Source organism: Kitasatospora sp. NPDC057738, from assembly GCF_042798815.1.
GTDB classification, from domain to species: domain Bacteria; phylum Actinomycetota; class Actinomycetes; order Streptomycetales; family Streptomycetaceae; genus Kitasatospora; species Kitasatospora lactacystinica.
The window spans coordinates 1-16,605 of the sequence record NZ_JBHVJT010000068.1; the positions used below are offsets into that span (position 1 = coordinate 1).

The following is a 16,605-nucleotide window of genomic DNA, read 5'->3' on the forward strand; positions in this document are numbered from 1 at the left end:
CTCGGGGTCGGGGTCGGGGTCGGGATCGAGCTAGGGCGCAGCGGGGGCGTACTGGGCGGGGGGGCAGGGGGCGGCGACGGTGGGCCGGGCGGAGGAAGGTGGGAGCGGATATGGGGGGGGGGGAGAGGGGGGGGTGGGGTCTCGGTTCCGTTTCAGCTGGCCCTGCCCAGGCCCCCGCTGCCGCAGCATGCCTCCCTCCCCACTGACACCAGCACGCCGAGGGGGGCTTCCGCATGTCCAGGTTCAACTTCCGCAGGTCCAAGGCCGGTCCGAGTTCGCCGGTGGCCACCACCGGCGAGCGCACCGTCAACCACAACGGCGGCCCCGGCTTCGTCCGGGACCGCAAGTCCGAGCTCTTCCTGCTGGCGATCGCCAACATGGTCGGCCAGGACACCTTCCACGAGCGCGGCGGCGACCGCGACGACCGCTACACCGCGCTGGTGCGCGAACTCGCCGTCGCCGACCCGGAGTGGACCGTCGGGCTGCTGCGCTGGCTGCGCTACGGCGCCCACATGCGCACCGCCGCCCTGGTCGGCGCCGCCGAGTTCACCCGCGCCCGGCTGGACGCGGGGGCCCACGGCCACTCCCGGCAGGCCGTCGCGGCGGTGCTGCGGCGCGCCGACGAGCCGGGCGAGCTGCTCGCCTACTGGACCTCGCGCTACGGCCGGGCGCTGCCCAAGCCGCTCAAGCGCGGGGTCGCGGACGCCGTCCGGCACCTGTACGACGCCCGCTCGCTGCTCAAGTACGACACGGCGGGCAAGGGCTACCGCTTCGGCGACGTGATCGAGCTGACCCACCCCTCGCCGGACCCGGCGAAGGAGTGGCAGGGCGCCCTGTTCGCGTACGCGCTGGACCGCAGGCACCGCCCGGACGAGGCCGTCCCGCCGGCCGCCGACCGGATGCTGACCGCCAACCGCGAGCTGCTGGCGCTGCCCGTCGAGGAGCGCCGGGCGGCGGTGACCGCCGAGGGCGGCGCCGCGCGGCTGGCCGCCGCCGGGCTGACCTGGGAGGCGCTGGCGGGCTGGCTGCAGGGGCCGCTGGACGCGGACGCCTGGGCGGCGGTCATCCCGTCGATGGGCCCGATGGCGCTGGTCCGGAACCTGCGCAACTTCGACCGGGCCGGGGTCTCGGACGCCGTCGCGGCCGAGGTGGCCCGGCGGATCTCCGACAAGGGCGAGGTGCGGCGCTCGCGCCAGTTCCCGTTCCGCTACCTGGCCGCGCACCGCAACGTGCCCTCGCTGCGCTGGGGGCACGCACTGGAGACGGCGCTCGGCCACTCGCTGGCCAACGTGCCCGAACTGCCGGGCCGGACGCTGATCCTGGTGGACCGCTCCGGTTCGATGTTCGACCGCTCCGGCGGGCCGACCGAGCTCAACCGGGCGGACTCGGCGGCGATCTTCGGCACCGCGCTGAAGGTCCGGGCCGCCGAGGCGGACCTGGTCGAGTTCGGCACCACCAGCCGGGTGGTCGACGTCGGCCGGGGCGAGGCGGTACTGCGTGTGCTGGAACGTTTCTCCGATCTCGGCGGCACCAATACCGCCGACGCCGTCCGCACCCACTACCGCGGCCACGACCGGGTGGTGATCGTCACCGACGAGCAGACCGGCCCCGGCCACTGGGGCGGCAACCCCCTCGCCGCCGTCCCGGCCCACGTGCCCGTCTACACCTGGAACCTGGCCGGCTACGCCCAGGGCCACGGCCCCGGCGGCGGCGCCCACCGGCACACCTTCGGTGGCCTGGGCGACGCGGCCTTCCGGCTGATCCCGCTCCTGGAGTCCGGGGCGAACGCCGGCTGGCCCTGGGAGGAGTAGCGGATCAGCCGGACGGTCCGGGCCGGGGAGCCCGCGCCGACCGGGCCCGGCCGCGGCAGTGAGGGGAGGGCCGCGGCAGGAGCCGGCGTCGGTCGGGGGGCCGACGCCGGGAGGAAGGGGAAGGAGCCGTCACGGGGGTGCGGCTCCTTCCCCGTTCCCCGGCCGCCGACGGGTGGGCCGGGCGCCGGCCGGGCCGGTGGATGAGCCCGGTCACAGGCCCGGCCGGAGAGCCCCGACAGCCCCGTAGACTCGGGTGATTGTGACTGCCACCGCCCCGATCCCCCAGCCCTCGCCGTCCGCCCGGATGTCCGCCGCGCCGGCCGCCTACCCCGCGCCGATGTACCCGCACAAGGCCACCGAGGCCCAGCACCGCGAGCGTCGCATCCGCAGCTTCCAGCCGCGCCGGGGCCGGATGACCAACGCCCAGGCGAGCGCCCTGGACCGGAGCTGGGAGACGTACGGCATCCCCATCGACGGCACCCCGCTGGACCCGCGGGAGCTGTTCGACGGCCTGCCGGTGACCCTGGAGATCGGCTTCGGCATGGGCGAGACCACCGCCGCGATGGCCGCCGCCGACCCGGCCATGGGCATCCTCGCCGCCGACGTGCACACCCCCGGCCACGGCAACCTGCTCGGCCTGCTGGAGCGGGACGGCTCCCACAACGTCCGGACCGCCGCAGGCGACGCGGTGATCCTGCTGCGCGACATGCTCCCGGACGCCTCGCTGGCTGGTCTGCGGGTCTACTTCGCCGACCCGTGGCCCAAGCCGAAGCACCACAAGCGCCGGCTGGTCCAGCCCTCGTTCCTCGACCTGGTGCTGCCCCGGCTCGCCCCCGGCGCGCTGGTGCACTGCGCCACCGACTGGGAGCCGTACGCGGAGCAGATGCTGGCCGTGCTGTCCGCCTCGCCGGAGCTGGAGAACCTGCACCCCGAGGGCGACGGGACCGGCTGGCTGGAGCCCGCGGACCACCCGGACGGCAGCATTCCGGGCTACGCCCCGAGGCCGGACTGGCGTCCGGTCACCAAGTTCGAACGGGCCGGGATCGCCAAGGGGCACGTCGTCCACGACCTGCTGTTCCGCCGCCGCTGACCCTCCGGCACCGTTCGAACGGGCGGCCGCGCGGCGGCCGGACGGGCGGGCCCGGGAGGGACGGTTCGTCCCGACTCCTCCCGGCGGGCCGCCGCCGTGGCCTACCCTGTGCCGCATGGGCAGCCCGTCCGGCGGCGGGTTCCGGACGGGCGGTCGCACGACGGTTCGAGCAGCCGCCGACGCACCGGAGACGGTCCCGAGCACCGGCGACACCCGGACCATTCCGGGGCCCCGGAGGCACCGGGCGCACCGCCTGCTGCCCCGGCCGGGTACCGCCGCCGTGCCGCTCCCGGCCGCCGACCACGTCCTCCGCGACGGCACCACCGCCCCCGGGGCCCCGCCGGGCCGCAGCCGCTCGGTGGCGCTCTCCTCGGTGACCGCGACCGCCGTCCTGACCCTGATCGGCTGCGGGGTGCTGATCCTGCACCTGGTCCAGCGGCAGACCGGCACCGTCGGACTGCTGGTCGGCCTGGGCCTGGCGGTGGTGCCGCTGCCGTTCGTGCTCGGCGGCCTGGCCTGGCTCAACCTCACCGCCCGGGTTCCGCTGCGGCACACCGTGTTCTGCCTCGGCTGGGGCGCCTGCGCGGCCACCACCGTCGCCATCCTGGCCAACAACTGGACGGCGAGCTACCTGACCCGGCACCGGGGCCCGTTCGGGGAACTGCTCGGCGCCGGGATCGCCACCCCGGTGATCGAGGAGACCGCCAAGGCCACCGCCCTGCTGGTGCTCCTGCTCCCGCTCGGCCAGCGGCTGCGCTGCCGCGGCCGCCGCACCGGACGCCCCTGCGCGCCGCTGCTGCGCCGGTCGCCCGCGCCCCGGAGCCCCCGCCCGCACCCGCGCCACCCGGTCGGGCCGCACGCCCGCGGCCGGCCGCGCCTGCGCCCGTACCTGCGGCCGTTGCCGTACCTGCGCCCGGCCTCGCCCTCCGGGGCGCCGCACCACCGTTCCCGGCCGCGCACCCTGGCCGCCGGGGTGGTGCTCGGCGGGATGACCGCCTGCGGCTTCGCGTTCACCGAGAACGCCCTCTACCTGGGCCGGGCCTTCAGCAGCGACCAGCGGCAGCGGCTGGACAGCATCGGCCTCGGCGACCCGCCCAGCCTGCGCGACTTCGACAGCACCGTGCAGACCTTCGTGCTGCGCGCCCTGCTCTCGCCCTTCGCCCACCCGCTGTTCACCGCGCTCACCGGGATCGGCCTGGCCGTCGCCCTCACCACCGCGCGGCGCTGGCTGGCCCGGCTGGCGGTACCGGCCGGGCTGCTGCTGGCGATGGCGCTGCACGGCACCTGGAACGCCGCCGCCGACCTCGGCACGGACGGCTTCCTGGTGGTGTACGGGGCGCTGATGGTGCCCTGCTTCGCCGCGCTGGTCGCCTTCGCGGCCTGGGCGAGGTGCCGTGCGGCCCGGCACCCGGCACCCGGTCGGCGGCGGGTCGCCAGGGCGCCCTGAGGAACCGATTTCCCATATCGGCGACTTCCCCGTATTGTTGTGTTCACCGACGCGGGGTGGAGCAGCTCGGTAGCTCGCTGGGCTCATAACCCAGAGGTCGCAGGTTCAAATCCTGTCCCCGCTACTCAGTAGCCGAAAGGCCCGGAGGATTCTTCCTCCGGGCCTTTCGCGTTCCCGGGTACGAACGAAGGACGGTCCTGCCACGAAGCTGTAACAGCGGCCGGTCCCACGATCTCCTGTCAGGGTCCTGAACCATACTGAGGAAAAATTCATCTCATTGGGGGGGCTGTTCGGGCCACCCGGACAGGAAGAACCACATGCTGTCGAAGCGACTGGTCAGCACCGCCGCGATCTGCCTCGTCCTGGCGGCCGGCACCGCGGCGTGCGGCAGCACCAAGAGCGACGGGACGGGCGGCGACGCCAAGGCGGGTGCCGCGCAGAAGCTCGACACCGACAAGCTCAGCGCCCAGGACATCGCGAAGCAGGCCAAGGACGCCCTGGCCTCCGCGAGCTCCCTCAAGATGGTCGGCACCGTCGACACCGGCGAGGGCAGCATGGAGCTGAACCTGGCGCTGGACAACAAGAGCCAGTGCACCGGCACCATGGCGATGCCCGGCATGGGCAAGTTCGAGATCATCAGCGACGGCAAGACCTCGTACGTCAAGCCGGACAAGGACTTCTGGACCAACGTGGGCGGCCCGAACGGCGCCAAGGCCGCCGAGCTGTTCAAGGGCCGCTACCTGACGGGCTTCGAGAGCGACCCGTCGATGGGCTCCCTGATCAGCGTCTGCAACCTCGCCGAGTTCAGCAAGAAGATCACCGCGGACAAGAGCGGCAACGACAAGGTGGAGAAGGGCTCCGCGGGCGACGTCAACGGCGTGAAGACCTTCAGCCTGAAGGTCGCCGACTCCAAGGGCGAGGTCACGACCATGCAGATCGCCACCGAGGGCAAGCCCTACCCGGTGCGGGTCGAGCACTCGGGCGCCAAGGACGGCAACGGCAAGATCGACTTCAGCGACTTCGACAAGCCGCTGACCATCCAGGCCCCGTCGGCCGACAACACGGTCGACTTCACCAAGCTCCAGGACCAGCTCAAGACCGCCTGAGCAGCGGATCCGGGCGCGCTCCGCACGGCCGGCACCGGGGCCGGGCGGGGCTCCGCGAAATAATCCGTTGCCCTCCGTCCGGCGGGCTGCCTATCGTGGCAGCACACTGAAAGGAGGTGATCCTGAGTTGAGTTCCATCAGGATGCGTGAGGTGGCTGCTCGCTAGAGCCGCCCCTGCCTGCGCAGGATGAGGCCCCTGGCCTCCGGCAGGCGAAATCCACAGCAGTCACCCGGCCCGCGGTCTCACCGGTACATCCCCGGTGCCTCGGCGCCCGGCCAGTGCACGGGCCGGCGCGGAGGAGCAGTCCGCGGGCCGTCTGCGTTCCCGGGGAGCTTCCGGCACGATTCCGGAGGCTCCCCGCGCCGTGTCCGGGGCACCGGCCGGACGTTTCCGCGCGGGGGCCGCGGCGCTAGAGTCGGCGCGCGTTCCGGAGCGGAGCGACGCGGACACAGGGGGTGGGCGATGGCGAAGGCACGACGGCCGGGCGGCGGCGGGGCGACGCTGCGGACGGCGCAGTGGGGCGCCACCGGGGTGCTGGCCGGGACGGGACTGCTCGGACTGCTGCTGTTCGCGCTCGGCCGGGAGCACGCCTGGCAGGTGCTCGGCGGCGGGCTGGTGGTGACCGGGGCCTCGGTGGTGCTCGGCGGCGGACTGGGCTTCCTGTTCGGGGTGCCCCGGGTGCGCGGCGGGGCCGCTGCCGGCGAGCCGCAGGGCTCCTACGCGCCGAACACCAATCTGGAGCAGGTCTCGGACTGGCTGACCAAGGTGCTGCTGGGCGTCGGGCTGACCCAGCTCGGCTCGCTCGGCGAACGGCTGCACGACCTCGGCGCGGCGCTGGCGCCCGCGCTCGGCGGCGGCCGGGACGTGGCGCCGTTCGCGGCGGCGCTGGTGCTGTACTTCCTGGTCTTCGGGTTCCTGGCCGGCTGGCTGGTGACCCGGCTGGCACTGCCGCAGGCGCTGACCGAGACCGACCAGGCGCTGGACCTCTTCCTCGCCGGGCAGGACCGCGACCGGCACGGCGACAAGGTGGGCGCGGACGACCTGCGGGTCCGCGCGATGCAGCAGCTCGGGCTGCTGGGCGGCAGCGCGGAGCGCCCCGCCGCGCTGGCCGGGCAGCTGCCGCCCTCCTCCGGCGCGCCGGCCGGGCCGGAGGGCGTGGTGGCGGAGGTCCGCTCGACCGCGCGGCGTTCGGCGCTGACCGCCGACCAGGTGCGGGCCCTCTTCGCGGACGGCTCCGAGGGGCGGCGGATCCAGGCGCTCGCGCTGATGCAGGGCGATCCGGCGCTGGCGGACCTGCCGAGCGTGCTGGACGCGATCGAGCGCCCGCGCTCGGGCTTCGAGCAGTACCACGCGCTGCTGGCCGCCCGGGGGCTGCTCTCCCGGCTGCCCGCCGCCGGGGAGCAGCGGCTGCGGGACGCGGTGGCGACGCAGCTGGTCGACCCGCGGGGCATTCCGTACGGGTCGGACCGCAGTTGGCTGGCGGAGAAGATCCTCTCCCGGCTCCCGGCGCCGGCCCTCGTGCCGGAGCGGCCGGCGCCGGCCGGGCCGCAGGCCGCCCCGGTGGTGCCGGCCCAGCCGGGCGGACCGGACGGACCGGGCGGACCGTCGGCCGAGGGGACTTCTAGCCGGTGAACTCCGGGACGGTGAAGCGCAGTTCGGGACGGTCCCAGGTGATCCTCCCGCGCGCGGGGCAGGTGCCGACGCGTTCGGCGCCCACCCGCAGGTAGAAGCGCTCGGCGGGCGGGTTGGAGACGACCCGCACGGCGGCGATCCCGGTTCCGCGGGCGAGTTCCAGCATGTGCGCGATCAGCGCGCGGCCGGTGCCGAGCCCCTGGGCCTCGTCGGCGACGAACATCAGGTCCAGTTCGGCCGGTTCGCGGATCAGCCCGTAGAAGCCCAGCAGCCGGCCGGTGGCCGGGTCCGCGGCGAGGAACACCTCGTGGCGGGCGAGGTACTCGGGCGTCACCCGGTAGCCCTCGATCATCGGCGCGTACTCGCCGTGGTAGGCGGAGGAGGCGTGGATCAGTTCGGTGAGCCGGTCGGCGTCGGTCTCGTCGGCGCGCCGGATCGTCGTGTCGGTCATGCGGGTGAGTATAGGAGTGACCCCTGACAGCGACTATTACATGACGGGTGGCCGGAGCGCCCGGCGGCGGCGGTGGTCGGCGGCCCGCAGCACCAGGACCCGCCGGGGTCGGCCGCCCAGCGGCCCGGGGTAGCGGCGGACCTCGCTGCCGATCCGGCGCTCGCCGAGCGCGTACCGCAGCGGGCCGAGGTGGCCGCAGCGCCGGCCGTACCCGTCGTGCAGCGGCTGGACCCGGACCTCGCCGTCCGGGGAAGTGACCCGGACCAGCTCGGTCAACGCCGCCAACTGGCTTTCGGGGCCGAAGAGTTCGGGGTAGGCGAAGAGCAGGTAGCCGCTCAGGGTGAGGGCGAAGGCGCCGTCCGCGAAGGGCAGCCGGGGCAGCGCGGCGGCCACGTACTGCTGCGGGTGGGCGGCCGAGTCGGCGGCGAACAGCAGGCGGGCGCGGTCCCAGCTGCGCAGATAGCGCTCGGCGCGGTACGGGCGGGGCGAGGGGTAGAGCTGCGGGCGGTCGGCCATCGCGGCGGCCATCGCCGCCCGGGCGGCCACCGCGGCGGTCGCGACCGCCGGCAGCGGCAGCGCGTACGCCGGATCGACGGCGATCACCCGGCAGCCCAGCCCGCGCGCCTCGGCGGCCAGGCCGGCCGCGCCGCCGGGGCAGTCCAGCACCGGGCCGGGCAGGGCGGCGAGCCGGGCCCGGGTGAGGCCGAACAGGGCGCAGTACTCGTCCAGCGGCCGGGAGGTGACCAGGACGCCCGGGGGAACGGCGGGAATGCCGACGGCGGCCACCCGGCCATCCGAACACGCGACGGCCCCGCCCGCATCCGGAGGCGTCCGGGGTGCGGGCGGGACGCGGGCGGGTTCCTCGGCCGGGGCCGGCCGGTCAGCGGCCGAGCAGGCCCTGGGCGGCGACCCGGTTGACGTTGGTCAGGCCGCGGACCAGCTGCGTGGTGAGGAGGATCAGCAGCACGCCGAGGAGCGAGAGCCCGGCGATCTGCCAGGGCGACTGGACGTCGTACACGTGCCGGATGCCGTGGCTGTCGTGGAAGTCGAACAACCGGTACCCCTTCCAGGAGGTGTACGTCGGGAAGACCCAGTGGTACACGGGGTAGAGCGCCAGCGCCCAGCCGAGCACCAGGAACACCAGCGTCACCACGAAGCTGAGCACCGCCCAGGGGAACATCACCACCTGGTACAGCACGGCCTTCCAGCCGGCCCCGTCCGCGAGCCGCGCGGTGACCGCGCCCCAGCTGCCCTGGCGGACCCGGCGCACCGGCGCCGGGCCGGGGACGTCCAGGGCCAGCATGCCGCGCACCCGGGCCCGCTCCAGCCGGCCGAAACCGCGGGCGACGCTGGTCAGGGCGCCCAGCACGGGCAGACCGATGACGGTGACGAAGGTACCGACGCCGAGGCAGAACAGGGTGATCGAGACGACGAAGCCGACGATCGCCACCGGCAGGCCGCTGAGCGCGTAACCGACCTCGCGGTAGTAGTACGCGGAGAACGGCGCCCGCCACACGGCCGGCCGCCGCTCGGTCCGGCGGACCCGGGCCGGGCGCGGGTCGTCACCGTGACCGCCCAGGACGTCCCACTCCCGGTCCTCCATGCTGCGGCTGCTGCTCATGCTCCCGGCCCCCGGCCCCTCGTACTGTCGGTCGTTCGTCCCGCTGACAGGCTCCAGTCTGGTGGACGCGCCGGCCGGCCGGGATCCGGAGGCCTGGCGGATCCGGGGTGGGGTTAACCCCCCTCCACCGGGCGGCCGCTGGAGGGGGCGAGCCGGTGGGAGCGAGCGGTGGTCCGTGGCCCGGGCGGTCAGCCGGTCGTCCGCCCCCGCGTGCCCGCCCCCGGCCACTCGTCGGCGAGCAGCGCGTAGAGGTACGAGTCGGACCAGACGCCGTCCTTGAACGCGTCGTGCCGCAGCCGGCCCTCCAGCCGGAAGCCCAGCCCGGTGAGCACCTTCACGGAGGCGGCGTTGTCCACGGCGACCCGGGCGGCCAGCCGGTGCAGGTCCAGGGCGCCGAAGGCGAAGTCGCAGAGCAGGCCGACGGTCTCGCCCGCGTAGCCGCGGCCCCAGGACCCGCGGGCCAGCACGCACCCGAGCTGAGCGGCGCGGTGCCCGTCCAGGGTGAGCGAGGCCTGCCCGATCGGCGTCGCGTCCGCCGGCTCCTCGGCGTCGGCGAGCCTGGTGACGGCGAGCCGGTAGGTGTCCCGCTCCTCGGCCATCGCCTCCTCCAGGTAGAGCTCGATCTGGTCGGCGCAGTCCTCCCGGCCGCTCGGCCCGAAGGGCAGGTGGCGGGTGACCTCCGGGTCGCCGAACAGCGCGTGCAGCGCGTCCACGTCGCCCTCGGTGAGGTGGTACTCGCGGACGGCCAGTCGCGGGCCGGTGAGTCGTACGGGGACCATGGCTGCCGACCCTATCCCCGCCCGGCGGCTACCGTTCGGACTATGAACGACGAAGACCTGCGGCTCGCCCCCCGCACCAAGGCCGCCGACCTGCTCGCCTGGGCGGCCGGGCAGGACCGCGCGCCGGTGGCCGAGGCGCCGCTGCGCGCGGTGCTGGCGCTGCTGGAGCTGGGCGACGGCAGGATGCACGACGGCTGGCCGGAACTGACCTCCGACGCGGTGGAGCACCTGCTGTACGAGCGGCTCCACCTGTACGTCCAACCCGCACCCGAGGAGGACCCGCTCGCCTACGGCGACGCCGTCCGGCTGCTGATCGACCACCAGCGGGCGGCCCGGCGGCTGAACGCCAAGCGCCAGGAGCGGCTGCACGAGGAGGCCGAGTGGCAGGGCGAGGTCGCGGCCGGGCTGCTGCGCCGCGCCGACCTGGTGACCTGGCCCCGGCTGTACGCGGTGCTGCTGCACGCGTACGGGGTGGACGTCACGGACGGGGCGGCGGTGCGGGACTGGCTGGCCGGCTTCGCGGAGCTCGCGGAGGAGGACCGGCTGGCCGCGTACGAGGCGCTGGTGCCGGCCGGCTGGCTGGACGAGCCGGACGAACAGGGCTGGGGCCCGGGCCGGGTGCTGTCGGTCGGCATGGCCACCGACGGCGCCCGGCGGCTGCTGGAGCAGGGCCTGATGCGGCGCAGCTACCGCAACCTGGCCGAGCTGACCGCGCAGGGGCGGCCGATGCCGGACGAACTGGCCGGGGACTTCGGGCAGTTCGAGGAGGCGGCGGTCGACGCTGCGCTCGACCTGTTCGGCGGGTGGACGGTGCCGGGACTGCCCCGGCTGCTGGTGACGGAGTTCCCGGAGCTGGCGCCGGAGCCGGGCCAGGAGGAGATCGAGGCGTACCTGGCGCAGCTGCCCGCCGAGGAGTGAGACCTCGCACGAAGGCCCCAGCCCGGAGCGGCTGCTCCGGGCCGGGGCCTTCTCGCGTGCGCGTCGGGTTCTCTCGCGCGGGTGCGCGGACCTCTCGCGGGTGCGTCGGGTTTCTCGCGCGGGTCAGGGGTTGAGGCCGCGCTGCTGGAGCCAGGGCTCCGGGTCGACCGGGGCGCCGCCGCCGGGGCGGACCTCCATGTGCAGGTGCGGCCCGGTGACGTTGCCGGTCGCGCCGACCTTGCCGATCTGCTGGCCGGGGGCGACCTTGCCGGAGCCCTTGGTGATCGAGGAGAGGTGGCAGTACCAGATCTCGGTGCCGTCGGGCAGGGTCTCGACGATCCGGTAGCCGTACGAGCCGGCCCAGCCGGCCGAGGTGATGGTGCCCTGGCCGAGCGCGTAGACCGGGGTGCCGGTGTCGGCGGCGAAGTCCAGGCCGGTGTGCAGGTTGGCCCAGTAGCGGGCGCTCTGGCCGTAGTGGGCGGAGAGCCGGTAGTCCTTCACCGGGAGGGTGAGGGCGGCGGCCTTGACCCGCTCGGCCTCCTCGGCGGCGCGCTTGGCCTCGGCCTCCTTGGCGACGGCCTTGGCCTCCGCCTCCTGCGCGGCCTGGAGCCGGGCAGTCTCCTCGGCGGCGGTGCGCTGGCTGTCGGCCTGGTGCTGGATGCGGGCGGCGAGCGCGAGGCCGGGGTCGGCGGAGAGGGCGACCGGGGTCTCGTCCGGGGCCTCGACGGCGGGGGCGGCGGCCGGGGTCGCCGAGGCGAAGCCGGTGGCGCCCAGGGTGGCGGCGACGGCGGTGACGCCGAGCAGTGGGGAGGCTCCGCGGGTCTGACGCGGCATCCGGTGGCGGTTGGTCTCGACCTCCGCGGGGAAGTCCTCCGGGCCGAAGGCCTCGGGGCCGTCCGTGCCGGGGTGGTCGAGGAGCTGGGTACCGGCTGCGAAGCCGGCCGGGTGTGCCGGGGTGTGCGTCGACGCCACGGAGGCGCGCTCCTTTCCTTCCTTCGCGCCTACCGGGTTAGCTGACGGGTTCGGAGCAGGAAGGTCTCCTACGGCTGGGCCGGAGCCCCGCCGATTCACCCCAAGGAACATGGTTCCCCGGCTCCCTGACCTGCCCGGAGGCGGGTCGGCGGGATTAGGCGACGGCGCACGGTGCCGTCTGGGTACGGCGTTGACAACCGCGCTGCGTTATCAAACGTTAATCCTAGGAGGCTCTGATTCCAAGCCATCCGTTCGGAGCAGCCTAGGGCAAAGTGATCGGACGTCAACGAACGACACCGGCGAACACCCCCCTCGCGCACGGCCCCATCTGAGTACTCCTACTCATGTGCGCCCCGGCCGGGCGGCCACATCCTGGCGCCATGAGCACATCGATGCAGACCCGCACCACGGCCGCGTACCACATCCAGGCCGTCCTCTCCTTCGCCCTGTCGGGCGTCGCCCTCGCCGTCGGGATCGCCTACCTGCCGGTCGGCGGATGGACCAGGGCCTTCCTCGGGATCGGCCTCCTCTACACCGTCACCTCGGCGTTCACCCTGGCGAAGGTGATCCGGGACCGGCAGGAGTCCAACGAGATGGTCACCCGGGTGGACCAGGCCAGGCTGGAGAAGCTGCTCAGCGAGCACGACCCGTTCAAGGTGGAGGGAGTCTGATCGCTCCTTCCTCTCCTCCCGCTCCTCCCGCTCCACCCCTCACCCGGCCGTTCGCTTGACGGCTAAGGCTATTAGCCTTAGCTTTATGGCTATCGGCCCGCACGCCGATGTCCCGCACCGGCGGCCCGAGGAGGACCCCATGAACGGCACCATCACCCCGAGCACCCAGTACCTGACCGTTCCCGGCGGCCGGATCGCCTTCGACGACACCCGGCGGGGCGACGGCACCCCCGTCGTCCTGCTCCCGGGCATGCTCGACAGCCGGGCCGCCTACCGGCACCTGCGCCCGCTGCTCGTCGCCGCCGGCCACCGCGTCGTCACCGTGGACCTGCGGGGCTTCGGCGAGTCCTCCGTCGAGTGGGACGACTACGGCCCGGCCGCGATCGCCGGCGACGTCCTCGCCCTGCTCGACCACCTCGGCATCGAGCGCGCCGTCCTCGCCGGGAACTCCTACACCGGGGCGACCGTCGTCAGGGCCGCCGGGGACGCGCCCGAGCGGGTCGCCGGGATCGTCCTGCTCAACGCCTTCGTCGAGAACCCGCCGCCGGGCGCCCTGATGCGCGGCGTCATGGGCCTGATGGGCGCCGCCCTCGTCCACTGGCCGGCCTCCTGGGGCTTCTACCTGCGCCGGATGGCCTTCCCGGGCGCCAAGCCCGCCGACTTCGACGCGTACGTGGACGGACTGGTCGCCGCGCTGCGCACCCCGGGGCGCAAGACCGCCACCCGCGGGTACGTCCACGGCGACTCGGCGCCGGTCGGCTGGACGGCCGCGGTGCGGTGCCCGGCGCTGGTGGTCATGGGCAGCAAGGACCCCGACTTCCCGAAGCCGGAGCTCGTCGCCGACCGGCAGGCCGCCGCGCTCGGCGCGCGCAAGGTGATGATCGAGGGGTCTGGGCACTACCCGATGGCCGACAACCCGGCGGCCACCGCCTACGCCCTGCTGCCGTTCCTCGCCGAGCTCGGCTGAGCCCCGCCCGGCCCCGCCGCCCGTTCCTGCCCGACCCCGCCCGATCCACCCGACGTCATCCGTACGGAGAGCCCGAACCCATGCCCCGCGTAGGACTGACCCCCGACCAGGTCGTCGACCACGCCCTCGCCCTCATCGACGAGCAGGGCGCCGAGGCCCTCACGCTGGCCTCCGTCGCCGCCCGGGCCGGGGTCGCCACCCCCTCGCTGTACAAGCACGTCAGCGGCGGCCTCGCCGAACTGCGGCTGCTGATCGCCGTACGGGTCACCGGGGACCTGGCCGACCGGCTGGCCGAGGCGGCCGTCGGGCGCAGCGGGGACGACGCCGTCGCCGCCGTGCTGCGTGCCTACCACGCGTACGCCACCGCGCACCCGCACCGCTACAACGCCCTCCCCCAGGCCCCGCAGCCCGACGACGACCTGGCCCGCGCGGGCGCCCGGCTCGTCGGCGTGATCATCGCCGTCCTGCGGGAGTACGGCCTCGAAGGTTCCGAGGCGATCCACGCCGCCCGCACCGTCCGCTCCCTCGCCCACGGCTTCGCCTCCCTCACCACCGCCGGCGGCTTCCGGCTGGCCGAGGACCTCGCCACCACCCACGACCGCCTCATCGCCACCCTCACCACCGGCCTCCGCGCCTGGCCCGCGCAGGAGGCCGGCGCGGACGGCCACCTCTCCGGTGCCGGTGGCGGTGCCGGTGCCGGTGCCGGTGCGACGGCCCGGTCCCCGTTCACCTCTTGAGGAACCATTCACCGCTTGGGGAAATGGGGTATTAAGGGTCAGTGCCCCTGGAGCCCGCCGACAGTCCGACCGCGCGCAGTGCGATGCGCTGCGTGCGCCTGCTGCTCGGCTGCACCAGCGCCGCCGAGCTGCTCGGCACCGTACTGGCCGAGGGCCCGAGCTGGATCACCGGCGAGGGGTCCGCGCTGTACCTGCTGGACTCCGCCGGGATGCTCCGGCTGACCGCCTCGCACGGGCTGCCGGACTGGGCGCACGAGCGCTACGGCGTGGTCGATCCGGCCGGGGAGCTGCCCGCCGCGATGGCCCTGCGGCTGCGACGCCCGTACCTGCTCAGCCCCGAGCACACCAGCGTCGACTACCCGAACGCGAACGCCGGACTGGGCACCGGGATGGTCGCCGTGATCGCCCTGCCGATGGTCGTGGACGAGCGGCCGATCGGGGTGCTCGCCCTCGCGCTGGCCCACCGGGGCACCGTCCCGCGCCGCGACCTGGACGTCCTGGAGACCGTCGCCGAGGCCTGCGCCCACCGGCTCTCGCACCTGCTGGACCATGCCGACGCCCATCTGCCGCACGGCACCCGCGCACCCTACGGCGTCCGGTTGCCCGAGGGTCCGCGGGCGGCGGACGGCCGCCCGGCCGGGCCGGCCCACCCGCTGCTGTCGCTGGCGGTGCGGGCCGCCGGGCACGGCGCCTTCGAGCGCGACCTGGTCACCGGCGAGAGCTATTGGGACGCCGAGGCGTTCCGGGTGGCCGGCCGCCCGGCCGCCCCGGACGGCGCCGCCCCCGAGCTGGACCGGCTGGTCCACCCGGAGGACCTGCCGGACGTGCAGGCCGCGCTCGCCGAGGCGCTGGCCACCGGCGGCCGCTACCGGATCGGCTACCGGGTGCTGCGGCCCGGCGGCCGGCCCGCCCGGGTCGAGGAGTCCGGCGAGGTGATGCTGGACGTGCACGGGCGGCCGGTGCGGATCGCCGGGCTGCTGGCCGAGGCCGGGCACCGGGAGCAGCCGCCGGCCGAGGAGCGGAACTCCCCGGACGCCGCCCGGACGGCGCTGCTGCTGACGCTCACCCGGGCGCTGTCCCGGGCGGTGACCGTCCGGGACGTCACCACGGCCGTCACCGATGTCGCCCGTCCGGCGCTCGGCGCCGCCGGCATCGTCCTGGACCTGGTGGACGCGGGCCGGCTGCTGCCCGTCTCGCACACCGTGTACGGGGGCCCGCGCCGCACCGAACTCACCCGTCTGGCGGATCTGTCCGAGGGCGTGATGCAGCGGTCGCTGGCCCGTTCCGCCCCGCTGTTCAGCGAGCCCTCGGCGGCCCGTTCCCGGCGCGATCCGCTCGCCCCGGCCGCCTGGGCGGTGCTGCCGCTGGTCGCCTCCGGGCAGCAGGTGGGCTCCTGCCTGATCACCTTCGCCGCCGAGCGGGTGTTCAGCCGCGAGGACCGGACCCTGTACTCGGCCTTCGCCGGCATCCTGGCGCAGTCCCTGGAGCGGGCCCGGCTGTACGACACCCACCACCACCGGGCCTCCGAGCTGCAGCGGGCGATGCTCCCGCGCACCCTGCCCCGGCTGTCCGGGATCGCCAGTGCCGCCCGCTACCTGCCGAGCACCGAGGGCATGCAGATCGGCGGCGACTGGTACGACCTGCTGCGGCTGCCGGAGGGCCGGATCGGGCTGGTGATCGGCGACGTCCAGGGCCACAACGCCGAGGCCACCGCGGTGATGGGCCAACTGCGCAGCGGGCTGCGGGCGTACGCGACGGACGGGCACGACCCGGCCGCCACCCTGACCCGCACCAGCCGGCTGCTGGCCGAGCTGGACACCGAGCTGTTCGCGACCTGCCTCTACCTGACCCTGGATCCGGCCGACGGCGCGCTGACCGCCGCCCGGGCCGGGCACCCGGCGCCGGTGCGGATCACCGCCGACGCCGCGGCCGTCGAGCTGGAGCTGCCGGGCGGGCCGCCGCTGGGGGTGGACCCGGAGCAGCCGTACCCGCTGGCGGTGGAGCGGCTGGCGGTCGGGGAGACGCTGCTGGCGTACACCGACGGGCTGGTCGAGGACCGCGAGGAGGACTACGACGAGTCGGTGCAGCGGATGCTCGGCGGGCTCGAACTGTGGGCGCGGCAGACCGGTCCGGGGCGGATCGGCCCGGCACCGGCGCTGGAGCGGCTGGCCGATCTGCTCACCCTGAACGTGACCGAGCGGCGGTCCCGGCCGGACGACGTGGCGCTGCTGCTCCTGCACCGGACGACGCCCCTTCCGTAACACCGTGCACACGGGCCCCACACATCGCGGAACGCGATCCGGCCGTCGGGCTCGATTCCGGCGTTCCCACCGGTGCCGGTCAGGCTGCTCCCCCGGCTCGTCAGGCGCAGGGATCGGGGTCGAACGAGTGCCGATTGGCGC

At 74.9% G+C, this 16,605-nt stretch carries 15 protein-coding genes, 1 tRNA gene and 1 riboswitch; of the genes, 11 read left to right on the forward strand and 5 right to left on the reverse strand.

Annotated features, from left to right (window positions below; all coding sequences use genetic code 11):
* Positions 1 to 233: 233 nt before the first annotated feature.
* From ACFVGO_RS30090 to ACFVGO_RS30115, 6 genes are all read left to right on the forward strand, one after another.
* Positions 234 to 1,811: a TROVE domain-containing protein gene (locus tag ACFVGO_RS30090; RefSeq protein WP_359913994.1), complete on the forward strand. Its 1,578-nt coding sequence runs from the start codon at positions 234 to 236 to the stop codon at positions 1,809 to 1,811.
* Between the two features lie 304 nt (positions 1,812 to 2,115).
* The gene (gene trmB, locus ACFVGO_RS30095; protein WP_380354897.1) at positions 2,116 to 2,901 is read left to right on the forward strand and encodes a tRNA (guanosine(46)-N7)-methyltransferase TrmB; all 786 of its coding nucleotides are present in this window, start codon (positions 2,116 to 2,118) and stop codon (positions 2,899 to 2,901) included.
* A 115-nt stretch (positions 2,902 to 3,016) separates the two neighbouring features.
* Positions 3,017 to 4,348, forward strand: coding sequence for a PrsW family intramembrane metalloprotease (locus tag ACFVGO_RS30100; RefSeq protein ID WP_380635149.1), 1,332 nt, complete (start codon positions 3,017 to 3,019; stop codon positions 4,346 to 4,348).
* 50 nt (positions 4,349 to 4,398) lie between these two features.
* Positions 4,399 to 4,472: transfer RNA gene (locus ACFVGO_RS30105), tRNA-Met, on the forward strand.
* A gap of 193 nt (positions 4,473 to 4,665) precedes the next feature.
* The gene (locus tag ACFVGO_RS30110) at positions 4,666 to 5,454 is read left to right on the forward strand and encodes a hypothetical protein (RefSeq protein WP_359913985.1); all 789 of its coding nucleotides are present in this window, start codon (positions 4,666 to 4,668) and stop codon (positions 5,452 to 5,454) included.
* Positions 5,455 to 5,917: 463 nt separating this feature from the next.
* Complete coding sequence (locus ACFVGO_RS30115; protein WP_380635152.1) at positions 5,918 to 7,087, forward strand: hypothetical protein; 1,170 nt, start codon at positions 5,918 to 5,920, stop codon at positions 7,085 to 7,087.
* Here the strand turns inward: ACFVGO_RS30115 and ACFVGO_RS30120 are convergent.
* The 4 genes from ACFVGO_RS30120 to ACFVGO_RS30135 form a co-directional block, all read right to left on the reverse strand.
* On the reverse strand, positions 7,077 to 7,538 hold the full coding sequence (locus ACFVGO_RS30120) for a GNAT family N-acetyltransferase (RefSeq protein WP_359913980.1): 462 nt from the start codon (positions 7,536 to 7,538) through the stop codon (positions 7,077 to 7,079). The genes ACFVGO_RS30115 and ACFVGO_RS30120 overlap by 11 nt on opposite strands.
* A 36-nt stretch (positions 7,539 to 7,574) precedes the next feature.
* On the reverse strand, positions 7,575 to 8,324 hold the full coding sequence (locus tag ACFVGO_RS30125) for a hypothetical protein (RefSeq protein ID WP_380354863.1): 750 nt from the start codon (positions 8,322 to 8,324) through the stop codon (positions 7,575 to 7,577).
* A 94-nt stretch (positions 8,325 to 8,418) separates the two neighbouring features.
* The gene (locus ACFVGO_RS30130; RefSeq protein ID WP_359913974.1) at positions 8,419 to 9,159 is read right to left on the reverse strand and encodes a sensor domain-containing protein; all 741 of its coding nucleotides are present in this window, start codon (positions 9,157 to 9,159) and stop codon (positions 8,419 to 8,421) included.
* Positions 9,160 to 9,347: 188 nt separating this feature from the next.
* On the reverse strand, positions 9,348 to 9,938 hold the full coding sequence (locus ACFVGO_RS30135) for a GNAT family protein (protein ID WP_359913971.1): 591 nt from the start codon (positions 9,936 to 9,938) through the stop codon (positions 9,348 to 9,350).
* A 42-nt stretch (positions 9,939 to 9,980) separates the two neighbouring features.
* Here ACFVGO_RS30135 and ACFVGO_RS30140 point away from each other — a divergent pair, with 42 nt between their 5' ends.
* The gene (locus ACFVGO_RS30140; protein ID WP_359913968.1) at positions 9,981 to 10,856 is read left to right on the forward strand and encodes a hypothetical protein; all 876 of its coding nucleotides are present in this window, start codon (positions 9,981 to 9,983) and stop codon (positions 10,854 to 10,856) included.
* A gap of 123 nt (positions 10,857 to 10,979) precedes the next feature.
* Here the strand turns inward: ACFVGO_RS30140 and ACFVGO_RS30145 are convergent, their stop codons facing one another.
* A complete protein-coding gene (locus tag ACFVGO_RS30145) occupies positions 10,980 to 11,828 on the reverse strand; it encodes a M23 family metallopeptidase (protein ID WP_359897907.1) in 849 nt (282 codons plus the stop codon).
* A 12-nt stretch (positions 11,829 to 11,840) separates the two neighbouring features.
* A riboswitch (cyclic di-AMP (ydaO/yuaA leader) is annotated at positions 11,841 to 11,999 on the reverse strand.
* Positions 12,000 to 12,208: 209 nt separating this feature from the next.
* Between ACFVGO_RS30145 and ACFVGO_RS30150 the strand changes: the two genes are divergently transcribed.
* The 4 genes from ACFVGO_RS30150 to ACFVGO_RS30165 all read left to right on the forward strand — a co-directional run bounded on the left by ACFVGO_RS30150 (position 12,209) and on the right by ACFVGO_RS30165 (position 16,464).
* Entirely contained in the window at positions 12,209 to 12,499 is a 291-nt protein-coding gene (locus tag ACFVGO_RS30150; RefSeq protein WP_359897908.1) for a YiaA/YiaB family inner membrane protein, read from the forward strand.
* Between the two features lie 139 nt (positions 12,500 to 12,638).
* On the forward strand, positions 12,639 to 13,466 hold the full coding sequence (locus tag ACFVGO_RS30155) for an alpha/beta hydrolase (RefSeq protein WP_359897909.1): 828 nt from the start codon (positions 12,639 to 12,641) through the stop codon (positions 13,464 to 13,466).
* An 80-nt stretch (positions 13,467 to 13,546) separates the two neighbouring features.
* Positions 13,547 to 14,203: a TetR/AcrR family transcriptional regulator gene (locus ACFVGO_RS30160; RefSeq protein WP_380635157.1), complete on the forward strand. Its 657-nt coding sequence runs from the start codon at positions 13,547 to 13,549 to the stop codon at positions 14,201 to 14,203.
* Between the two features lie 41 nt (positions 14,204 to 14,244).
* On the forward strand, positions 14,245 to 16,464 hold the full coding sequence (locus ACFVGO_RS30165) for a SpoIIE family protein phosphatase (RefSeq protein WP_359897912.1): 2,220 nt from the start codon (positions 14,245 to 14,247) through the stop codon (positions 16,462 to 16,464).
* The last annotated feature ends 141 nt before the right edge of the window (positions 16,465 to 16,605 follow it).

What these genes read in the sequence shown, in the direction of transcription:
- ACFVGO_RS30160 (WP_380635157.1), top strand. Translation starts at nt 13,547, where the DNA reads ATGCCCCGCGTAGGACTGACCCCCGACCAGGTCGTCGACCACGCCCTC.
- ACFVGO_RS30135 (WP_359913971.1), bottom strand. Translation starts at nt 9,938, where the DNA reads ATGGTCCCCGTACGACTCACCGGCCCGCGACTGGCCGTCCGCGAGTAC.
- ACFVGO_RS30150 (WP_359897908.1), top strand. Translation starts at nt 12,209, where the DNA reads ATGAGCACATCGATGCAGACCCGCACCACGGCCGCGTACCACATCCAG.
- ACFVGO_RS30115 (WP_380635152.1), top strand. Translation starts at nt 5,918, where the DNA reads ATGGCGAAGGCACGACGGCCGGGCGGCGGCGGGGCGACGCTGCGGACG.
- ACFVGO_RS30090 (WP_359913994.1), top strand. Translation starts at nt 234, where the DNA reads ATGTCCAGGTTCAACTTCCGCAGGTCCAAGGCCGGTCCGAGTTCGCCG.
- trmB (WP_380354897.1), top strand. Translation starts at nt 2,116, where the DNA reads ATGTCCGCCGCGCCGGCCGCCTACCCCGCGCCGATGTACCCGCACAAG.
- ACFVGO_RS30140 (WP_359913968.1), top strand. Translation starts at nt 9,981, where the DNA reads ATGAACGACGAAGACCTGCGGCTCGCCCCCCGCACCAAGGCCGCCGAC.
- ACFVGO_RS30130 (WP_359913974.1), bottom strand. Translation starts at nt 9,159, where the DNA reads ATGAGCAGCAGCCGCAGCATGGAGGACCGGGAGTGGGACGTCCTGGGC.
- ACFVGO_RS30155 (WP_359897909.1), top strand. Translation starts at nt 12,639, where the DNA reads ATGAACGGCACCATCACCCCGAGCACCCAGTACCTGACCGTTCCCGGC.
- ACFVGO_RS30110 (WP_359913985.1), top strand. Translation starts at nt 4,666, where the DNA reads ATGCTGTCGAAGCGACTGGTCAGCACCGCCGCGATCTGCCTCGTCCTG.
- ACFVGO_RS30100 (WP_380635149.1), top strand. Translation starts at nt 3,017, where the DNA reads ATGGGCAGCCCGTCCGGCGGCGGGTTCCGGACGGGCGGTCGCACGACG.
- ACFVGO_RS30120 (WP_359913980.1), bottom strand. Translation starts at nt 7,538, where the DNA reads ATGACCGACACGACGATCCGGCGCGCCGACGAGACCGACGCCGACCGG.